The organism is Pseudoalteromonas lipolytica (assembly GCF_900116435.1).
Classification (GTDB): Bacteria; Pseudomonadota; Gammaproteobacteria; order Enterobacterales; family Alteromonadaceae; genus Pseudoalteromonas; species Pseudoalteromonas lipolytica.
On record NZ_FPAZ01000012.1, the window covers coordinates 97541 to 118150 of the forward strand.

Sequence of the window (20610 nt, forward strand, 5' to 3'; positions counted from 1 at the left end):
TCTCGAGTTTGTTTTCTGAAGCTATCATCTACAGCTAGCTTTGGGTAACACGCTTGTGAAGTAATAGTAGGCCCCACTTATTACTAAGTGGGTAATTCATTTCTAAAACGCATTAATTGCAGCGGAAGCCAGAAAATGAGCCAAACAGTAGCATCACAAACTGAGTACAATTATAAAGTTGTACGCCAATTCGCTATTATGACAGTGATTTGGGGCATCGTTGGCATGAGTGTTGGGGTTCTGATTGCTGCCCAATTAGCTTGGCCAGCACTTAACTTTGATACACCATGGTTAACTTACTCTCGACTACGTCCGTTACATACGAACGCAGTAATTTTCGCATTTGGTACAAGTGCACTTTTTGCGACGTCTTATTACGTCGTACAACGTACGTGTCAAACGCGTCTTTTCTCAGATAAACTAGCGGCCTTTACCTTTTGGGGTTGGCAACTTGTTATCGTACTTGCCGCGATTACCTTACCGTTAGGTATCACGAGCTCAAAAGAATACGCAGAACTTGAATGGCCAATTGATATTCTTATAGCGGTAGTTTGGGTAACCTACGCCGTTGTATTCTTTGGTACGCTAATCAAACGTAAAGTATCGCACATTTATGTTGCAAACTGGTTCTATGCTGGTTTCATTATTACTGTTGCCGTATTACACATTGTAAACAGCATGGCAATTCCAGTGTCACTAACTAAATCATACTCTATTTATGCGGGTGCAGTAGATGCGATGGTTCAGTGGTGGTACGGTCATAATGCTGTTGGCTTCTTATTAACTGCTGGTTTCTTAGGTATGATGTACTACTTCGTACCAAAACAAGCAGGTCGCCCTGTATATTCTTACCGTCTATCGGTTGTTCACTTCTGGGCGCTTGTTTCTTTATACATCTGGGCAGGTCCTCACCACCTTCACTACACTGCGCTTCCAGACTGGACGCAAAGCTTAGGTATGGTTATGTCAGTTATCTTATTCGTCCCATCATGGGGTGGTATGATTAACGGTATCATGACGTTATCAGGTGCATGGCACAAACTTCGTACTGACCCAGTACTTCGCTTCTTAGTTGTTTCACTGTCTTTCTACGGTATGTCTACGTTTGAAGGTCCAATGATGGCTATTAAGTCTGTTAATGCACTTTCACATTACACAGACTGGACAGTAGGTCACGTTCACTCAGGTGCGCTAGGTTGGGTTGCGATGATTTCAATCGGTGCAATTTATCACTTAATCCCTGCACTATTCTCTCAGGGTCGTATGTACAGTGTTAAACTGGTTAATACACACTTCTGGTTACACACTGTAGGGGTTGTTCTATATATCGTAGCAATGTGGATTTCAGGTGTAATGCAAGGTCTTATGTGGCGTGCAGTAAACTCAGACGGTACGTTAATGTACAGCTTTGTACAATCACTAGAAGCATCGTATCCGTTCTACATCATGCGTTTCCTTGGCGGTGTATTCATCGTAACGGGCATGCTAATTATGGCTTACAACGTTTACCGTACAATTGCTGCGAAGAAAGATTCGCTTCAATTAGACGCTGACGCACAATTAGCATAACGGAGTAGGATGATGAGCAATAATAATTCACAAAACAAACATGAAATAGTCGAAAAAAATGTTGGCCTTATGGCTATCTTGACTGTCTTTGCGATCAGCTTCGGTGCACTTGTAGAAATTACACCGTTGATGTTCCAAGATGATACGACTAAGCCTGTTGATGGCCTACGCCCTCTTACAGCTTTAGAAATGGAAGGTCGTGATATTTATGTACGTGAAGGTTGTTACAACTGTCACTCACAAATGATTCGCCCTTTCCGTGACGAGGTTGAGCGTTATGGTCACTACTCTGTTGCTGGTGAATCAGTATGGGATCACCCATTCCAATGGGGTTCTAAACGTACTGGTCCAGACCTAGCACGTGTTGGTGAGCGTTACTCAGACGATTGGCATCATGCGCATTTAATGGACCCACGTGCTGTGGTTCCAGAATCAAATATGCCAGCGTTTCCTTGGTTAGACGAAAACAGAGTCGATACGACCCATACTCTTAAAAAGCTTCAAATATTCCGTGATAGCTTCGGAATTGATAAAGCAAGCACCCGTTACGACGGTAAAGGTTATGGAAGCGATGAAGAGTTACAAGCTGACATTGCGAAAATTGAAGCCATGAACAATGGTGAAGGCGCAACTGAGATGCAAGCTCTAATTGCTTACTTACAACAGCTTGGCACACACTTGAAGTAATTATTATGGATTACGGAACATACAGAGGCATTTTAACTCTGGTAATTTTAGTACTGTTTATTGTGATTGTTGTATGGGCATATAGCAAGCGTAGCAAACGTCGTTTTGATGACGCAGCTAATGCCATATTTGAAGATGAAAAAAAACACAACAACACAATCTCTAACGAGGAAAAGGAGTCTGAGAAATGACTAGCTTTTGGAGTATATGGGTTATTGTATTAACCCTTGCGTGTCTTGCTATCATCTTCGGCCTACTTCTGTGGAACTTAAAAAACTACACAGGTGTTAAAGAAGGCGAAAGTTGTGGTCACGAATTTGATGGCATTGAAGAGCTGAATAACCCACTACCAAAATGGTGGACTTACATGTTCTTTGCAACATTCGTTTGGTCAGTTTATTACTTAGCGGCTTACCCGGGTTTAGGTAACTGGGAAGGTTTAGGTAAATGGACAAGTTCAAACCAAGGTATTACGTCTTTAGAAGAGTCTAAAAAGGCCACTGAAGAAGCGTTAGCCAATGGTGAGAATGTTCAGTTAGACCAAGAGTTTATTGCAGCAGATGAGCGTTTTGGCCCAATCTTTGAGTCGTTCGCGAAACAAGACATTGAATCACTTGTAAAAGATGAAAAAGCGCTTGAGATTGGTCAACGTTTATTCTCTCAAAACTGTGCTCAATGCCATGGTTCAGATGCGCGTGGTGGTCAAGGCTTCCCTAACCTAACGGATAACGATTGGTTATACGGTGGTTCACCAGACAAAATTAAAGAAACGCTTCTTTACGGCCGTGTTGCAGCAATGCCACCTTGGGGTGATGCACTTGGCGAGCAAGGCATTAAAGAAATGACTGCTCACGTACTTAGCCTTTCGGGTCGTACAGTTAACCAAAAAGACGCTGAAGCTGGTGCAGCTAAATTTGCAATGTGTGCTGCATGTCACGGTGCTGACGGCAAAGGTTCGGTTGCTCACAACTTACCGTTTGGTGCGCCTAACCTAACCGACAATATCTGGTTATATGGTGGCTCTAAACGTGCTGTTGAAGAAACACTGAGAAATGGTCGTGCAGGTGTGATGCCAGCATGGAAAGACATTCTTGGTGAAGACAAAGTACACCTTTTAACAGCGTACGTTTACAGTCTGTCACAAGAAAAATAACCGCGCGGTTAATAAAATGTATATACAATTAATCTTTTAATTCAATAGATTAATTAAGATCAAAAAAGCCTCCATCTGGAGGCTTTTTTTTAGTCTTTTGCTTTTAGATCCGATAAAATGCGTACAACGTTTTTTGAGGTAGTAAGTACTATGAATCCCACTCCTTGGTATAAAAATTTCTGGCCATGGTTTTTAATCTCTTTCCCACTTGCCGCTATCATCGGTTGTGCGGGTCTTATCTATATGGCAATAGGCAACGGACCTGACATGGTTGTTGATGATTATTATAAAAAAGGAAAAGCAATCAATTTAGAGCTTAGTAAATTTAATAAAGCCAAAGCGCTTTATTTACATGGTGATTTAAACGTTACTGATGACAAAGTCACGTTTGTTTTCACTAAAGGTGATGCCAGTAATGTTCATTCTTTAAAAATGTCATTTTATCATCGCACCATTAAAGCTAACGACTTTGATGTAAGCTTGATGAAAAATGCTCATGGTGACTTTACAGCCCTGCTCGATGCTCATGTTGATGGTGCGTATACCGTATTTATTGAACCTGTCGATAACAGTTGGAAACTAAAAGAAGATATTATTCTTCCAACAGCTAAAACAATTTCGATTAGCCCTGAATATAAGTAGTTAACGCTCATGTCTGATAATTGCTTTCATTGTCTTGAAAGTGTGCCAAAAGGCTTTAATGCAACTGTCGTAATAGATGGGAAGGCACAGCCTATGTGTTGTATTGGCTGCCAAACAGTGGCCGAGAATATCGTTGCCCAAGGCATGACCGATTACTATAAGTTTAGAACTGTTCGCTCTGGGAAAGTTGAACAACTTGTTCCAGAGCAATTAGAGCTTATAAAAAGTTACGATAACGAAGATATTCAAGATGAGTTTATTGCCACCTCCCAAGAGTTATCTGAGGTTTTACTCACCGTTGAAGGGATTACCTGTGCCGCCTGTGCTTGGCTTATTGAAAAGCAGCTACTTAATTTGTCAGCCATCAGACGCGTAGATGTAAATACCTCAACAAATCGTGCCATGATCCAGTGGGATAAATCAGTCACCCCACTGAGTAAAATAATTACTGCATTACATGAAATAGGTTACAAAGCCTACCCCTTTCAAGCCGACTTAGAAGCCAGCCAAAAGCAACAAGCTGCAAAGGCCTATATTCGCCGCTTAGGTGTCGCCGGCCTGATGACTATGCAGGTAATGATGTTTGCTTTTGCAATGTACTTTGGCATGTTTTCTGGCATGGAAGAAAATTTTGAACAATACTTTCGCTGGATAAGCCTCGTACTTGCTTCGCCGGTTATTCTTTACAGTGCATTACCCTTCTTAACGAATGCAATTAATGGATTAAGAGCAAAACAGCTGAATATGGACTTACCCGTCTCTTTGGCTATTTTTGGCGCGTATGGCGCAAGTTGTTATGCAACCATAATGTCGGTTGGCGAAGTGTATTTTGAATCAATCTGTATGTTTACCTTTCTATTATTGTTGGGTAAGTATTTAGAGTTCAGAGCACGATTAAAAGCCAGCGAATTCACAGCAAACCTACAAAAACTACTCCCGCTCACCGCACGCATTATTGATAACACCCATCAAGAATCAATCATTGCCGCTAAAAAACTCAAACTGGGCGACGTGGTACTTATAAAAGCTGGTGAAACAATCCCCGCTGACGGGATAGTTATTAAAGGTAAAACAACGGTCGATGAAGCGATGATGACAGGCGAGCATCAACCCGTTAATAAGTTTGTTAATCATCAAGTATTTGCTGGCACCATTAACCACGATGGCGTGATCAGCATTGAGATTAATAAAATTGGCCAAAACACCCTTATTAATCAAATTATAAAACTGCAACATACAGCCCTAACTAAGCGTCCACGACTTGTTGAGATAACGGATAAAGTGGCACAATGGTTTGTCGCATGCTTATTGCTTTTTGCCTCAATCACCGCTATTGGCTGGTATCAAGTTGATCCTGAACATGCATTTTGGATCACCATTTCTGTATTGGTTGCAACCTGCCCGTGTGCGCTCAGCTTAGCGATTCCTACGGCACTCACTTGCGCCGTGGCAAGCTTAACTAAACGCGGTATATTAATAAAACAAGCCCACGTCTTAGAGACACTCCCTCAACTAAGTGATATCGCCTTTGATAAAACAGGCACACTCACACAAGGTCGTTTTACAATTGAGCGCATTGAGTTAATAGATAATACGTACTCAGAAGCTGAAGCATTAACTCTTGCTGCTCAGCTAGAGAGCTTTTCCGAGCACCCGATTGCCAATGCCTTTGCAGGGTTTAACAATAGCGTCAATCAGTTCGAAAATGTCACTATTGAACCAGGCAAAGGTATCACTGCTAACCTTAATAATGAGCACTTTGCGATTGGTAAAAGTGGCTGGTTTGAAACCGATAAAGCAGACGCCCAAGCCACTTTATATGTAAACAAACAGATTGTTGCACGCTTCTACCTATCGGATAGTTTGCGTAATAATGCCGATAAACTCATTAAAAACCTTCATGCGCAACACATAAAGTGCCATATGTTAACTGGGGATGCCTCAAACAGTGGGGAGCGATTGGCTAAACAACTAAATCTCGACACTGTTCACGCTGGCTGCAGCCCACAAGATAAGCAAACGCATGTTGATGCCCTTGCAAGTAAAGGCGCTGTGGTTGCTATGGTTGGAGACGGCGTTAATGACAGCCCAGTTTTTGCAAGTGCACACTTATCAATTGCGATGGAAACTGGGGCAGATATTTCCAAAAACAGTGCCGATGTGGTATTACTCAATAGTGATTTAAGCGCCATTGAGCATCTGCTTAGCGTCTCGAAAAAAACGCGCAGAATTGTGAAACAAAACTTGGCGTTATCACTTATTTACAATGGTTCGATTTTACCTTTAGCAGCATTGGGGCTCGTTGCGCCTTGGATGGCTGTTATTGGCATGTCTGCAAGCTCCATTTTGGTTATTACCAACTCATTAAGGTTATTAAAACTATGAGTATCATTTACATGTTAATCCCGATTGCGATTTTGTTTGTAATAATCGCTATTGGTGTATTTTTTTGGGCTGTAAAAAGTGAACAATTCTCAGATTTAAATAAACAGGGCCACAGTATCCTGTTTGAAGATGACAAAGAGCAGCACAACAAAAGTAATGATTGATCCCCTTTTCATTAGTGCATTTGTTATGGGGTTACTTGGCAGTGGCCATTGCTTAGCGATGTGTGGTGGCATTGCAAGTAGCTTACAGCTTGCCGCCGACAAAAATCGTGCTGTGAGCTTTTCTGTTGCCTACAATGTAGGGCGCGCGCTGAGTTATATGTTAGCGGGTGCTTTAGTCGCGGGTATCAGCAGTCGCTTTGCAGCACAGAACACCAGTATCGCCCTCGCTTTATCATTTTTGAGTGGCATTTTTATGCTACTTGTGGGCATCTATATTATGCGTTTGGCTGCCACATTACAGTGGTTAGAAAAACTTGGGAAAACGCTCGTGTGGCAGCATTTAGCAAAATTAAATCGCTATTTATTGCCGGTTAATACAACCCCTAAAGCCCTGCTTTATGGTGCGCTTTGGGGTTGGCTGCCGTGTGGATTAGTCTACTCTGCACTGACATGGGCCCTGACGAGCCCTTCTGCGCTTCATGGTGCAGGGGTTATGCTATTTTTTGCCCTAGGCACATTTCCAGCGATGGTCAGTGTTGGCCTCGCAAGTCAAAAAATAAACGTTTTTTTAAACCATGTTTGGACTAGGGTTATTCTAGGAAGCGTAATAATATGGTACGGTGTATACTTATTAATTATAGCAACTGACAGGCTCGTTCATTAACCTTACGAGTTGTTAACTTATTAGAATGGATTTGATGTATGGACTTTTCACAAAACAAGTCAAAAGGCTTATGCACTATTAGCTGTAATAATTGCAGTATTAGTCAGCTGTGTTTACCATTTTCGCTTAATGGCCAAGAAATGGATCGTCTTGATGAGATTATCGAGCGTAAAAAGCCTCTTCACAAAGGCGACTTTTTATTTGAGTCGGGTGAAAAGCTAAATGCAATTTATGCAGTTCGCTCAGGTTCATTTAAGTCTTATACGCTTTCGGAGCAAGGTGATGAGCAAATCACAGGCTTTCATTTAGCCGGTGATCTCGTTGGCTTTGATGCTATCAATAAAATGTCTCATCAAAGTTTTTCGCAAGCGCTTGAAACATCAATGGTATGCGAAATTCCATTCGATACATTAGATGAATTGGCAGGTAAACTACCAAAATTACGCCAACAAATTATGCGCTTGATGAGTAACGAAATTAATTACGACCAAGAAATGTTGTTACTGCTTAATAAGAAATCAGCAGAAGAGCGTTTAGCCAGCTTTATTTACAACCTTGCAGAACGATTTGGTGAACGTGGTTTCTCGCGTAAAGAGTTCCGTCTTACAATGACTCGTGGCGAAATAGGTAATTATCTTGGTTTAACCGTCGAGACAATTAGCCGCTTGCTAAGCCGCTTTCAAAAAGCCGACATTATCAAAGTTGAAGGTAAATTTATTACCATTTTAGATCAACAGGCGCTTGCTTCAACAGCCGCGATTAAATGTAAATAGAGTTTGATATAGCGCAACTTTCTATTGCTTGCCCCTTTAACTGCTCAGAATTTAGGTTACACTCAAGGTATACCTTTTTGCAGAACAGTTAAGGAGCAGCATATGGACGCAATAAAACGAATTTTAGCAGTAATAGATCCCACCAAGGAACACCAGCATAGTTTAAGCCGCTCAATTGACCTAGCCAAAAAGTCAGGCGCAACCATCACTGCTTTTCTTAGTATTTATGACTTCTCCTACGAAATGACCACAATGCTTTCTTCTGATGAGCGTGAAGCCATGCGCGAAGCTGTCATCAAAGACCGTCAAGTCTGGTTAAATGAACAAATCGCCCTTTACCCTGAATTATCAATTGATAGTTGTGTTGTTTGGCACAATCGCCCTTACGAAGCCATTATTAATACGGTGATCAATGACGGTTATGATCTTGTGGTTAAAGGCACACATCAGCATGACACCCTTAAATCAGTGATTTTTACACCGACTGATTGGCACCTCATTCGTAAGTGCCCTGCACCGGTGTTATTAGTTAAAGAAAAAGAGTGGCCTGCACATGGCAACATACTCGCAGCAGTAAATGCAGTCAGTGAAAATGAGCAACACCTTGCGCTGAACAAACGTATTATCAATGATGCACGCTTTATTTGTGACCTTGCTAATGCGCAGCTTAATTTAGTGAATGCCTACCCTGCTACACCGGTAAATATTGCTATCGAAATTCCTGAGTTTAACCCGGGTGTATACAACGAATCGGTTAAAAAGCATCATTTTGAATCAACCTTAGAACTAGCAAAAAGTTTTCAAATTGATGAAGCACAATGCCACATTGAAGAAGGTCTTCCTGAAGATGTGATCCCTGATGTTGCTGCAAAACTTAACAGCGAGCTTGTGGTTATTGGCACTGTAGGCCGCACCGGTTTAAGTGCTGCATTGGTTGGTAATACAGCTGAGCATGTAATTGATAGCCTAGATTGCGACGTATTGGCTCTAAAACCAGATGGCTACGTGAGCCCTTTAGCAAAATAATTCTCATCGTTGCGGGAAACAAATAATTGTTGTTTACCCGCGCTTCAAATATAATACGCCCCTTTATTTTACCCATGTATTTATAAGGGGGCGTAGTGTCTCACTCAGCAGAAGCTAAAGCGCAATATAACTTTAATAAGTTACAAAAACGCTTACGTCGATTAACCGGCCAAGCCGTTATGGATTTTAATATGATCGAAGATGGCGATCGTATCATGGTCTGTTTATCAGGCGGCAAAGACAGCTACACCCTATTAGATACATTACAGCATCTACAACGTGTCGCACCGGTTAAGTTTGATTTGTTCGCCATTAACTTAGACCAAAAGCAACCAGGGTTTCCTGAGCACGTTTTACCCGAATACTTAGATAAACTCGGTATTGAATACAAAATAGTTGAAGAAGACACCTACAGCATTGTTACCGATATTATTCCTGAAGGTAAAACAACCTGTTCGCTGTGCTCACGCCTTCGTCGCGGTATTTTATACCGTACAGCGAAAGAAATGGGCGCGACTAAAATTGCCCTTGGTCACCACCGCGATGATATGATAGAGACGTTGTTCTTAAATATGTTCTACGGCGGTAAATTAAAAAGTATGCCCGCTAAATTAATGAGCGATAACGGCGAGCATATGGTGATTCGCCCACTGGCATATTGTAAAGAAGTCGATATCGAAAAATACGCAGAGCGTATGGAATTCCCTATTATTCCATGTAACTTATGTGGCTCTCAGGAAAACTTGCAGCGTAAACACACAAAAGCCATGCTTGCTGAGTGGAATAAACAGCATCCGGGTCGTATTGAAAGCATTTTCACGGCAATGCAAAACGTCGTGCCGTCGCACTTAGCTGATAAAGACTTATTCAATTTTAAAGACCTGCAAACAGGTGATGTAATTGATGGTGGCGATATCGCCCTTGATAAGCCAGATATCCCAAAACAGCCTGCGCTTGATGACGAACACATTAGTGACGTTGTGACAATTAACCTAAGCTAATGGTTTAAAAAAACATTTAACTAATTATTAGGAGAGCAAAGAAGCTCTCCTTTTTATTTTTGGTAAAAAATTATCTAACTAACTTTCGCTCCTAATCGAGCTGCTTTCTCAAGCCAGACTTTTCTTTTATTGCTACTGGAATTTATAACTGGCCCAAAGTATGTAGTGGTTTTATTTTTAATGCCAGAAAAGTCCAAAATACAATGTTTAAAATTCTTATAGATAACATTCCCTTGAATGTATTTATACCAAAAAGCAGGGGTATCTAACGTTATTAATAACTCTGATGTACGTCCTTTTAATAACTTTTTCGGTATTGATTTACCTTCGACATATTTAAACGAAAACCCCGGTAAAAAAACTCTATCAATCGCCCCTTTAAACTTAGCAGGCATGGTTCCCCACCAAACAGGACTAACAATCACAATATGCTCAGACCACAGAATCTTCTCTTGGAGATCTGCTAAACAAGGCTCTAAATCAATCACTTTGTCATAGCCTTCGGCTAAATTGATTTCGAAATTCAAGTCACCGATATTCACGTGCTTAACGTCATGTTTTTTTATGGCAACTGCTGCATACTGTTCCGCTAAAGATTTACACAGGCTGGTTAGTTTGGGGTTAGCATTGATTACTAATATTCTTTTCATACACTGACATATCCATTTAGAGTGAGGACACAGTGTAAACTCTCACCTAAGGGTAAGAGTCAAGTTCTTGAATACACTTATCAATTGAAATTCGGTAATTTTTAATGCGCTCTCTTTGAAGTTCAAGCTCCTTTATCTTTTCTTCGACTGCAGCTTGCTTTTGAATAAGGTAATGGCTGACAGCCTGCCAATCAAAATCCTCGTTTTCTCCCTTCAAAGCAACCATATCTGACAGTGCAACTCCCAGAGTTTGAGCCTCTTTTATTAATTTGATTAAATAAATATTCTCTTGATTATAAACTCGATACTTTCCAACCCTAGAAACAGTCAGTAAGCCCACTGATTCATAGAGCCTTATTGCTCTTTGTGTTGCCCCAGACAGTTTAGATGCCTCATTGAGATACATTCGAACGTCCTTATCCACCAAATCAATTTATGTGACATGCTTTGTTTGTATTTAAGAGATAGTGTTAGATATAGATTTTTCAGATTAATACCATTGTGCTTAATTAAGGGGTCTATTTTGAGGCAATAAAACCGCGTTGATAACAAGGCAAAAATTTAGTTATTTAATTGTTCTCGGCAATTGCTCCTGCATTGCTCTACCTCCTGCATCCATGCAGTCGTAAATCAGAAATTTTTAACGTAGGTAGCGACTGGTTTAATCACTCAAAATGATTAAGTATTTTTGCAAAATGGTATAAATCATTAAAGCGTAATTTAAAAGCAACAAAAAAGGACCTGTAAAGATCCTTTTTTGAATAATTAGCTATGCTATAAAAAAGATGACTCAGCTATTTTACAATCCACGGCGTTGCACTAATAAGCTTTGCACTGCTATTAAGTAGAGTTTTGTCATCTTGCCACTCATCAGTGATTTTAATCGTGCAGCGGTTTTCTTTACAGCTAACCCCCTCACCCGACATACTTGCAGGAGCGTCAAATTTAAGTACAACTCCTTGTTGCTCAGGTAATAAAAACCACATTAGTTTGCTAACAAAAAAGCCCGATAAATCAGATAAAAGCTCATCAAACTCTTGGTTAAGCTCAAATAAATTCGCTTTTGTTAGTGCAAAGTTACTAAGCTCTGTTGCTTCAATTTGCAGCTTTAATTGGCAATCATGCTGAGGGTTTTTAGGCTGTACGACAATCACAGCTTTATCCGTGTCTAACTGCTTATCAAAAGGCAATAACAGCTGTGCATTGTCGGTGTACGTTAAATCGAACTCTTGTTTTTCGGTTAGAATTTTACCTGACTTAATCGTACATACTTCGTTAGTGGCAATATCACTTAAATAAAAGTTAACTTGTGCGTACTGAAACTCCCCCTTGTTTACGACTTTTAAACGGTCGTAAAAACCGTCATATGCAATCACAAACTCACTGGCAGTTGCTTTAAAGCTCGTAACGCTTAATGCACTGATCACACCCACCACTTTTAACAATAAAAAGATTTTATTCATCAAAATATGCTCTGTTCTGATTAATCATCGTGTTTAATTCTTCTATGTATGCTTCACGTCGCTCAGAATACGATAACAACCCTTGGGTTAGTTTTGTCGCTTCAATCGGTTTTTGTTGGCGACGTAAATCTGCGCGGATTGTGCGTAAATCTTTATACGCCGCATGGGTATTAATATTCTTAAAGTAAGAGCTTACAGCAGCACGAACAGATTTGAATGCCGTCACTTCATGAGCCGCCTCATTTGCACGGCGTCGTGGCACCATGCCACAGCCTTTGTTATAACACCATTGGCCAAAAAAGTTTAAGCCAATACGGGCAAAACGCGATGTTCCCCATGCTGACTCATTCGCCGCCTGCATTAAGGCAAGTTCTTTTGGAATGATATCAACACGACGCAGTGCTTGTGTCAAAGACAATACATCAATACTTGTTGGTAATTTATAACTGGTAAGAATTTTCTTAATATCAGACAGCTGCTTACTCGTCAGAGGCTCATTATATTCTAGCATCATACGTGCAATTTCTAAGCTGGCACGCTGCTGTAGAATTTTCTTGTTTTCAGCTTCAACATGGGGACGAATAAAATCAAAAAACGCCTGTTTCTTTTCTTTTACATCAGTAAAGCCCGCAAAGTCAGGCAGTTTTACATTATGTAATGGCTTTTCTTTTTTAATTACTCGCTGTTTACCCTGCTGAGTTGCCTCGGTTTGGTCGGCCTCCTCCACTGCAACATCTTGATTCATGAAAGGCGATAATAACGCCCATGCAAAAAAAGCGGTCAGTAAACCTCGAAAAACGTACTTAAGCATGTATTCTCTCAAATATACTACAACTCATGTGCGGTAAAGCCACGCACACATAAAGGCGGATTATATCAAAGAGCTAATTTTTTCGCGAATATCAGCGTATTTTTTTGCCCTAACTCAACATGACTTGCTGCGAATCACGTCCAATTTACTCGCAATTTTCAAGTGCTTGCGTATACTAAAGGGCAACTGAGCGAGTAATTATAAGGTTCTATTTATGTGCCAGTCTTGGCAAGCGCGTATCATTGATCAGCAAAAATATCGCCCAAACGACAACCGCACTGCCTGGCAGGTTGACCGCTCTCGTATAATTCACGCGGCAGCATTTAGACGTTTACAAGCTAAAACTCAAATAATGGGCATTGGCCTAAACGATTTTTATCGTACTCGCCTCACCCATTCTCTTGAAGTCGCACAAATAGGCAGTGGTCTACTGCGCCACCTTAAAAAACAACACCCAAATTTTAGCCATTTCCCCAGTGGTAGCTTACTTGAAACCTTGTGCCTTGCTCATGATATTGGGCACCCTCCTTTTGGTCATGGTGGTGAAATAGCTCTTAATTACATGATGCGTGAACACGGTGGTTTTGAAGGAAATGCGCAAACCCTAAGAATTGTTTCTAAGCTTGAGCCATACAGCAATGGCTATGGTATGAACCTAACACGCCGCACTTTGCTTGGTTTTATAAAATACCCCGCTTTTATTGATGACTTATGGCACACCATTCCACCGCTCTCTGAGCAGCGCAGCTTTATTAAAGCTGATCACTGGCGTCCTGCAAAAGGCTTATACAAAGACGACAAAGATGTGTTTGATTGGATTGTCGCGCCACTATCAAAAAACGACCAGCACATTTTAAGTCGCCATTATAACGTTGATGAATTCAGAGCAAAAACACATTATAAATCGATTGACTCTGCCATCATGGAGCTCGCCGATGATATAGCTTATGCTGTTCATGACCTGGAAGATGCTATCGCCACAGAAGTACTCACATTAGCTGATTGGCAAAACCATGCATTAACGCAGTTACAAGCACTAAACTCACCATGGTTAACAACGCATTTAAGCTCTATTACGGCGCGCCTTTTTTCACACCATGAATATGAGCGAAAAGATGCCATCGGTGAGCTTGTTAATACTTTTATAATTCACGCCAATTTAGTGGTGCAAAATGCTGATTTCGAATCAGAAATCTTGCAATACACGGTTAGTTTACCCGACGAATTTGCAAGCATTCTTAATGTGTTAAAACACTTTGTATTTAAACGTTTAATTCGTGAACCGAAAATGCAGCAAGTTGAATTTAAAGGGCAAAATTTACTCATTGAACTGTTCAGTGCGTTTGCAAGTGATCCTATGCGTTTACTGCCAGAAACCACCCAAGAAATGTGGCTAAATGCACACCAACAAGGTGATAATGCAATGCGTATTATCTGCGATTACTTATCGGGGATGAGTGACGAATACGCATATAAAACCTATCAACGCCTATTTTTACCCTCTGCTTAAGGACTTTGAAGAGGGTAAAATATTGAGCTAGTATTTAATTAGTACCTAATTACTATAACAACTTTCTTTCGCATTTTATTAAACATGGATTGGAATAATGCTCAAAAAATACCTGCTTATTAGCACGCTTTTACTCTCTCCTTTAACTTGCTTCGCAAATGAATCCCTGCCTGATCCACTGTTAGAAGAGCGTGGTGTCATCATTAAAGATGCCAGTCAATTTGACTGGGTAAGGCTCAACTCAGGTGAATGGCTCAAAGGTGAACTTATCGCAATGTACGATAAAGAGCTTGAATTTGACAGTGATGTACTCGACACCCTCGTAATTGACCGTGAAGATATCTATATGATTGTCTCTGACCGCCATCACACAGTACGCTTTAACGACGGCACAGAACTCAGTGGCACACTTAATATATCAGGCGGTTATGTAAAGGTCGGTGACTTACCGGCAAAGTATCGCTATCGTGATTTAGTGTCGATTGCCCCTTCAATCGACAGTGAGCTCAGCGCGTGGACAGTAAAAATTTCCTTGGGTGCTGATTTATCGCGAGGTAATACAGACCAAACAGAATACTCTGCCAGAGCCGATATTAAACGTCGTACGGCATCGAGTCGCTTTTTAGCCGAGTTTTTAGGCTACCGTACCACCAGCGATGAACAAGTAACTAAAAACAACATTAGAGCCAATGGCACGTTCGACTGGTTTTACACTCAAAAAATGTATTTCCGTCCTATCTTTTTTGAATATTACCGTGACCCTTTTCAAAACATTGCTAATAAATACACTGTAGGCGCAGGTGTCGGTTATTACGTGATGGATACCGACAAAACTGAGTGGGATTTTTCAACTGGCCCTGCGTATCAAAAAACTGAATTTGATACTGTCACCACCGGTGAAGACAAAAGTAATGCGTCAATGTCTTACTTTATTGGCACTAATTTTGAGCATGAACTTACTAAAAAAATCGACTTTACCTTCAATTATCGCTACCTCACGGCCAAAAGTGATACAGGAGGAGATTCTCAATACGCTATGGCAAGTTTCGAGATTGATATTACTGACGACATTGATTTTGATATCTCTCTGGTTTGGGATTACTTAGCAGACCCGATTGCCGACGAGAATGCCGTGGTGCCTGAAAAGGAAGACTATAAAATGATTTTTGCTTTGGGAATCGATTTATAAAATACGCGTTTAAAAACGATCGTTTAAAACAAAAAACGCCGAACAATTTTGCTCGGCGTTTTTTTACCACTCATTAAATTAAAGTGATTTAACACCCATATTATAAAGCGTGAAACCATAGATATCAGCGTACTGATCAATAATCTTACTGGTTGGTGTACCCGCGCCATGACCCGCGTTAGTTTCAATACGGATCAGGTAAGGGTTCTGTTTTGCACCTTTTGCTTGTAACTCAGCGGCAAATTTAAATGAATGAGCAGGTACAACACGGTCATCGTGATCGCCTGTCGTCACAAGCGTTGCAGGGTACGTTACCCCCTCTTTTACGTTATGAACAGGTGAATACCCTTTCAAGTAGTCAAACATCTCTTTACTTTGTTCACTAGTACCGTAGTCATACGCCCAGCCTGCACCCGCTGTAAATGTGTGATAGCGCAGCATATCCAGTACACCAACAGCCGGTAATGCTACTTTGAATAGCTCTGGGCGCTGGGTCATAACCGCACCAACTAATAAGCCACCGTTTGAACCACCACGCACAGCTAAATAGTCTGGCGAGCTGTATTTTTTATCGTTTAGATATTCTGCAGCCGCAATAAAATCATCAAATACATTTTGTTTTTTAAGCTGTGTACCATTAATGTGCCACTGTTTACCATATTCACCACCGCCACGAATATTAGCAACTGCATACACACCACCGTGCTCAAGCCACGCTGCAACTGTTGGGCTGTAGCTTGGTGTTAAACTTACATTAAAGCCACCATAGCCATATAAAATCGTTGGATTTTTACCGTTAAGTTCAGTGCCTTTCTTATACGAAATAATCATCGGTACTTTCGTGCCGTCTTTCGATGTGTAAAACACTTGTTCAGACACGTACTCGTCGCTGTTAAATTTAGCACCCGACTTGCGATAAACATCCGATTGCCCTGACTCAATATCAAATGAGTAAGTGTTACCCGGCGTCGTGTAATTCGTGAAAGAATAATACAGCGTGTCAGCGTCATGCTTGCCACTAAAACCATAGGCTGTGCCTACACCTGGTAAACTGATTTCGCGAACTAACTTACCTGATTTATCGTACTGCTTAACTTGCGAGATAGCATCGACCATATACTTAGCGAAGAAGTAATTTCCCCCTTTAGTCAGGCTCAATACATTGTCTGTTTCGGGAATAAGATCTTGCCAGTTTTCTGGGCTTGGATTATTCGCATCAACTGTCACAACACGTTTATTCGGTGCATTTAAGTTTGTTACCAAATACAATTTACTGCCATCATTATCAATAATGGATGTATCAGAATCTGTGTTGTCTAAAATTGTCACCAATTCGCTATCTGGATTAGATAAGTCTTTAATAAACAGTTTATTACCAGATGTTGAGGTACTTGCCGAGATGATCAAGTAGCGATTATCACGGGTAACAGCAGCCCCAATATAACGATGTTTTTGTTCTTCTGTGCCACCATAAACTAACTGATCATCCGCTTGAGAAGTGCCAAGCTTATGATAATACACTTTATGTTGATCCGTTTTAGCCGACAGCTCACTCCCTTTTGGCTTATCGTAGCTTGAATAATAAAAACCTTCATTTCCTAACCACGAAATACCACTAAATTTCACATCAACTAACGCCTCTTCAATAGGCTGCTTAGTGGCAGTATCAATAATAATAATTTTACGCCAGTCGCTTCCACCCTCTGAAATCTGGTACGCAGCTAGCGTGCCATCTTCGGTAAACGTTAATCCCGACATAGAGGTTGTGCCATCAGCACTGAATGTATTTGGGTCAAGGAAAACTTCAGCCTCTGAGTCACCTTTTTTACGGTAAACAACGTATTGGTTTTGTAGGCCATCATTTTTGTAGAAATAGGTGTACTCGCCCTCAGTGAACGGCGCTGTGACTTTTTCATAGTTCATTAGCTTTTCGAGAGTCGTTTTTAATTCATCTCGATAAGGAATATTCTTTAGGTAAGAAAATGTCACCTCATTTTCGGCTTTAACCCATTGCGCCGTCTCTTCGCTCATGTCGTCTTCAAGCCAACGGTAAGGATCGGCAACCTTTTCACCGAAATACTCGTCAACAACATTGCCTTTTTTAGTTTCAGGATAATTCACGGCAGCTTTTACCTCTGCGGTTTTTACTGTTTGTTCAGTCTTCGTTGTGGTTGATTCACTGCAACCAGCCAGTGCAATTAGAATTGCACATGCAAGCGTCTTCTTAATCATAATCTTCATACTTTTTAGTTATTGTTAACAAACAGAAAATAGAGTTAATGAAATAGAAAGTCTAGCAATTTGCGGTTAAACACAGCCTAGGCTGTAAACCAATGTAAAATACCAATAAAAAAGCCACGCAAGTGCGTGGCTCTGCAATAAAAAGGGTGCCTATACTTTAGTCAACCAACCGTGGTTGTCCGGTGATTTACCCCATTGAATATTATTCAATGCTTGGCGTAACTTCACCACTTTCTCACCCGGCTCGCCCGAGCCTACTTTAAACTCTTGGTCGTTATGAATAAGTGTACCAACAGACGTCAGCACTGCAGCAGTGCCTGAAAGCGCAGCTTCAGTACCAGGCTTAGCGGCACGCTCTAGTAATTCACTTACGGTAAAGTTGCGTTCAGACACCGTCATACCTAAATCTCTGGCAATAGTTAAAATACTATTACGCGTAACACCGTGTAAGAAAGTGCTATCAAGTGCCTTGGTGATAATTTCATTACCATCAATAAGAATGAAGTTGGCAGCACCCGTTTCTTGTACGTCACCACCTGGGCAGAACAATATTTGGTCAGCCTGATGCTCAGAGCGTGCTTGTAAAATAGGCCCTAATGCACTGGCGTAGTTACCACCACTTTTTACCATACCCATATGAGGCGCACAGCGCATGCCGTCTTCTTCAAGTAATACACGAAGTGCTGTTGCACCCCCTGCAAAATAATCACCTACAGGCGAAAGAAGCACATACAGTAATGAACTCATTGAAGGCGCAGCCGCTTTACCAATTGCCGCTTCTGTACCAATATGAGTTGGGCGAATATACATTGAACCCGGCGGGGCTGGCGTTTCGTCTGCGTACTCTTTAACAATGTCTTTGATCATTTGCTCAAGCATACTTTCATCAAAATCAGGCAAGTTTAATAGCTTTGAGCTTTGCTTCATTCGGGCAATATTTGCGTCCATACGAAAGATATAGACCGAGCCATCTTCGTGACGAAATGCTTTTAATCCTTCAAAACACGTGCTTGAATAATGTAATACGTGAGCACCTGCGTGTAATTCGATTTTATCAGATGGGACCAGCGCGCTTTCACTCCATGTGTTGTCTGCAAAGCGTGCTTGGATCATGTGTGGCATAAATACAGTACCAAATGCGGCCATTGTTGTTCTCTCTTGTTTGGACTACTTTTTCTCCATTGTATGCTAATACATCCCTGTTTAACCATAGCTAACGCATGCCTTTTATCGATTAAAGTGCAAATAATTTCACCTCACAGTATAAAAAACACGCAATTTAATTGCGTGTTTTTTATTAATAATCATTCACGGTCACGTTTTTGCTTTTACCGGTAATTCATTCGTGCCGTTAGTCGATTAAAAAAGCGAGGGAAAAAGCGTTTAATTGTCGGCGCTAAACCGCTGATCCCTTCACCAACGACAACCTCATCCTTTTCCGCTTCTATGGCTTTGATCATTTTCGCAGCAGCTCTGCCAACATCCATCCCATTTTCAATCGATTCTTCGGGTTTATTTTGTGGTTTACCTTGCCCATCCAACGAATTATGCGCAATGGCTGTTTTGATTGATCCGGGACAGATTGTTAAACAATTGACATTTTTATCTGCCAGTTCAGCACGCAAACAATCCATAAACCCCACAACCGCATATTTTGAGCCCGAGTAACCGGTTCTGAATTTAGAGCCAACTTTACCCGCCACACTGCTTATCGATACAACCATGCCCATACCTTGTTTAACCATCTGCGGCACGACCACTTTCGTTAATGCAATAAGGCCAAAGTAGTTCACCTCCATTAACTGGCGATACACACTGAAATCGTTTTCTAAAAACAAACTGCGCTGCGACACCCCGCCGTTATTAATTAGCACATCAATGCGCTTAATACGTTCAACAACCGCAGGCATCTCTTTAAGCAGCGCCTCAGGCTCTGCTAAATCGAGTGGCACAACATGATGCATTCCGCCTAAACGTGTATTTAGCGCTTTTAATTTATCTTCATTACGGGCAGATAAAACCAAGATTGCCCCTTTTGCAGCCAATTGTTCACACAGTGCTTCACCAATACCTGATGATGCCCCCGTAACCCAAACTATTTTATCTTTTAAATTCATGTGTGTTCCTTTTCTTATTGTTATTATTGCTGTTATCACGCTTTATGAGGACCTGCATGTTGCTCAATGTAATCAGCAACATCTTTATAAAAACCAAGTATGATTAAGGCTTCTACGACAACAAATAAGGGTCCAATAACGAGGCCAATAATGTCATCAACAAAGGCGGGTTTTTTACCTTCATAGTAATGACCCATAAATTGAAATAGCCAACCCACCACAAAGCAGCCCACACTCACAGCCAGCCACATTGATGTTGAAAGCACAACGACAGGCTGTGCAATAATGCTCAATAAAGCAAAGCACACAGCCATAATTAGCCCCATAGAAATACTGAGCATTAAGTAATACAGGCACGTAATCGCAATAACAATACTTGCCACTGTTAACGTAACGGGTTCAAGCATGATTGTTGCGCGTTGCAATAAACAAATAATGGCAAACACAATCAAGGGAATACCAATAAAATGTGTATAGATATTGCGTTTTGAACGGTGATAAAGGGCGTAATTGCTCAGCTGTTGTTTGAGAGTTTTCATTATTATTCCTGCCAAAACTGTGTTCA

General features: G+C 41.0%; 20 protein-coding genes and 1 pseudogene. 13 read left to right on the forward strand and 8 right to left on the reverse strand.

Features of this window, described 5'->3' with window-relative positions:
- Positions 1 to 135: 135 nt before the first annotated feature.
- The 11 genes from ccoN (at position 136) to ttcA (ending at position 10064) form a co-directional block, all read left to right on the forward strand.
- The gene (gene ccoN / locus BM378_RS13715; protein WP_036967883.1) at positions 136 to 1569 is read left to right on the forward strand and encodes a cytochrome-c oxidase, cbb3-type subunit I; all 1434 of its coding nucleotides are present in this window, start codon (positions 136 to 138) and stop codon (positions 1567 to 1569) included.
- A gap of 12 nt (positions 1570 to 1581) precedes the next feature.
- Positions 1582 to 2256, forward strand: coding sequence for a cytochrome-c oxidase, cbb3-type subunit II (gene ccoO, locus BM378_RS13720; protein ID WP_036967880.1), 675 nt, complete (start codon positions 1582 to 1584; stop codon positions 2254 to 2256).
- 5 nt (positions 2257 to 2261) lie between these two features.
- The gene (locus BM378_RS13725; protein WP_010373992.1) at positions 2262 to 2447 is read left to right on the forward strand and encodes a cbb3-type cytochrome oxidase subunit 3; all 186 of its coding nucleotides are present in this window, start codon (positions 2262 to 2264) and stop codon (positions 2445 to 2447) included.
- Entirely contained in the window at positions 2444 to 3409 is a 966-nt protein-coding gene (ccoP, locus tag BM378_RS13730; protein ID WP_036967877.1) for a cytochrome-c oxidase, cbb3-type subunit III, read from the forward strand. The genes BM378_RS13725 and ccoP overlap by 4 nt, the downstream gene beginning before the upstream one ends.
- A 150-nt stretch (positions 3410 to 3559) precedes the next feature.
- Entirely contained in the window at positions 3560 to 4051 is a 492-nt protein-coding gene (locus tag BM378_RS13735) for a FixH family protein (RefSeq protein ID WP_065978504.1), read from the forward strand.
- A gap of 9 nt (positions 4052 to 4060) precedes the next feature.
- Positions 4061 to 6436 (forward strand): heavy metal translocating P-type ATPase, encoded by a 2376-nt coding sequence (locus tag BM378_RS13740; protein ID WP_074989405.1) that lies wholly within the window; start codon positions 4061 to 4063, stop codon positions 6434 to 6436.
- Positions 6433 to 6600 carry a cbb3-type cytochrome oxidase assembly protein CcoS gene (ccoS, locus tag BM378_RS13745; RefSeq protein WP_036967866.1) on the forward strand — a complete coding sequence of 56 codons (168 nt, stop codon included), beginning with the start codon at positions 6433 to 6435 and terminating at the stop codon, positions 6598 to 6600. Before BM378_RS13740 ends, ccoS begins: the two co-directional genes overlap by 4 nt.
- The gene (locus tag BM378_RS13750; RefSeq protein WP_036967863.1) at positions 6593 to 7264 is read left to right on the forward strand and encodes a sulfite exporter TauE/SafE family protein; all 672 of its coding nucleotides are present in this window, start codon (positions 6593 to 6595) and stop codon (positions 7262 to 7264) included. Before ccoS ends, BM378_RS13750 begins: the two co-directional genes overlap by 8 nt.
- 38 nt (positions 7265 to 7302) lie before the next feature.
- Positions 7303 to 8037, forward strand: coding sequence for an FNR family transcription factor (locus tag BM378_RS13755; protein ID WP_036967860.1), 735 nt, complete (start codon positions 7303 to 7305; stop codon positions 8035 to 8037).
- 102 nt (positions 8038 to 8139) lie between these two features.
- Positions 8140 to 9063 carry a universal stress protein UspE gene (uspE, locus tag BM378_RS13760; RefSeq protein WP_074989406.1) on the forward strand — a complete coding sequence of 308 codons (924 nt, stop codon included), beginning with the start codon at positions 8140 to 8142 and terminating at the stop codon, positions 9061 to 9063.
- A 95-nt stretch (positions 9064 to 9158) separates the two neighbouring features.
- The gene (gene ttcA / locus BM378_RS13765; protein WP_065978506.1) at positions 9159 to 10064 is read left to right on the forward strand and encodes a tRNA 2-thiocytidine(32) synthetase TtcA; all 906 of its coding nucleotides are present in this window, start codon (positions 9159 to 9161) and stop codon (positions 10062 to 10064) included.
- A 74-nt stretch (positions 10065 to 10138) separates the two neighbouring features.
- Here the strand turns inward: ttcA and BM378_RS13770 are convergent, their stop codons facing one another.
- From BM378_RS13770 to BM378_RS13785, 4 genes are all read right to left on the reverse strand, one after another.
- Positions 10139 to 10714: an NAD(P)H-dependent oxidoreductase gene (locus BM378_RS13770; RefSeq protein WP_036967851.1), complete on the reverse strand. Its 576-nt coding sequence runs from the start codon at positions 10712 to 10714 to the stop codon at positions 10139 to 10141.
- 46 nt (positions 10715 to 10760) lie between these two features.
- Positions 10761 to 11120: a MerR family transcriptional regulator gene (locus tag BM378_RS13775; RefSeq protein ID WP_074989407.1), complete on the reverse strand. Its 360-nt coding sequence runs from the start codon at positions 11118 to 11120 to the stop codon at positions 10761 to 10763.
- 388 nt (positions 11121 to 11508) lie between these two features.
- Positions 11509 to 12087, reverse strand: coding sequence for a DUF2987 domain-containing protein (locus BM378_RS13780; protein WP_405127523.1), 579 nt, complete (start codon positions 12085 to 12087; stop codon positions 11509 to 11511).
- Between the two features lie 82 nt (positions 12088 to 12169).
- On the reverse strand, positions 12170 to 12988 hold the full coding sequence (locus BM378_RS13785; RefSeq protein ID WP_036967842.1) for a glucosaminidase domain-containing protein: 819 nt from the start codon (positions 12986 to 12988) through the stop codon (positions 12170 to 12172).
- Between the two features lie 214 nt (positions 12989 to 13202).
- On the opposite strand from BM378_RS13785, the gene BM378_RS13790 reads away from it, so the two are divergent.
- Complete coding sequence (locus BM378_RS13790; RefSeq protein WP_036967839.1) at positions 13203 to 14498, forward strand: anti-phage deoxyguanosine triphosphatase; 1296 nt, start codon at positions 13203 to 13205, stop codon at positions 14496 to 14498.
- Positions 14499 to 14595: 97 nt separating this feature from the next.
- Complete coding sequence (locus tag BM378_RS13795) at positions 14596 to 15687, forward strand: DUF481 domain-containing protein (protein ID WP_051501754.1); 1092 nt, start codon at positions 14596 to 14598, stop codon at positions 15685 to 15687.
- A gap of 78 nt (positions 15688 to 15765) precedes the next feature.
- On the opposite strand, the gene BM378_RS13800 is transcribed toward BM378_RS13795, so the two are convergent.
- From BM378_RS13800 to BM378_RS13815, 4 genes and pseudogenes are all read right to left on the reverse strand, one after another.
- Positions 15766 to 17919, reverse strand: coding sequence for a prolyl oligopeptidase family serine peptidase (locus tag BM378_RS13800; protein ID WP_036967836.1), 2154 nt, complete (start codon positions 17917 to 17919; stop codon positions 15766 to 15768).
- 159 nt (positions 17920 to 18078) lie between these two features.
- Positions 18079 to 19080, reverse strand: a pseudogene (locus BM378_RS13805) (branched-chain amino acid aminotransferase); the annotation flags it as partial.
- Between the two features lie 176 nt (positions 19081 to 19256).
- Complete coding sequence (locus tag BM378_RS13810) at positions 19257 to 20045, reverse strand: SDR family oxidoreductase (RefSeq protein ID WP_065978510.1); 789 nt, start codon at positions 20043 to 20045, stop codon at positions 19257 to 19259.
- Between the two features lie 35 nt (positions 20046 to 20080).
- A complete protein-coding gene (locus BM378_RS13815) occupies positions 20081 to 20584 on the reverse strand; it encodes an Mpo1 family 2-hydroxy fatty acid dioxygenase (RefSeq protein WP_036967827.1) in 504 nt (167 codons plus the stop codon).
- Between the last annotated feature and the right edge of the window lie 26 nt (positions 20585 to 20610).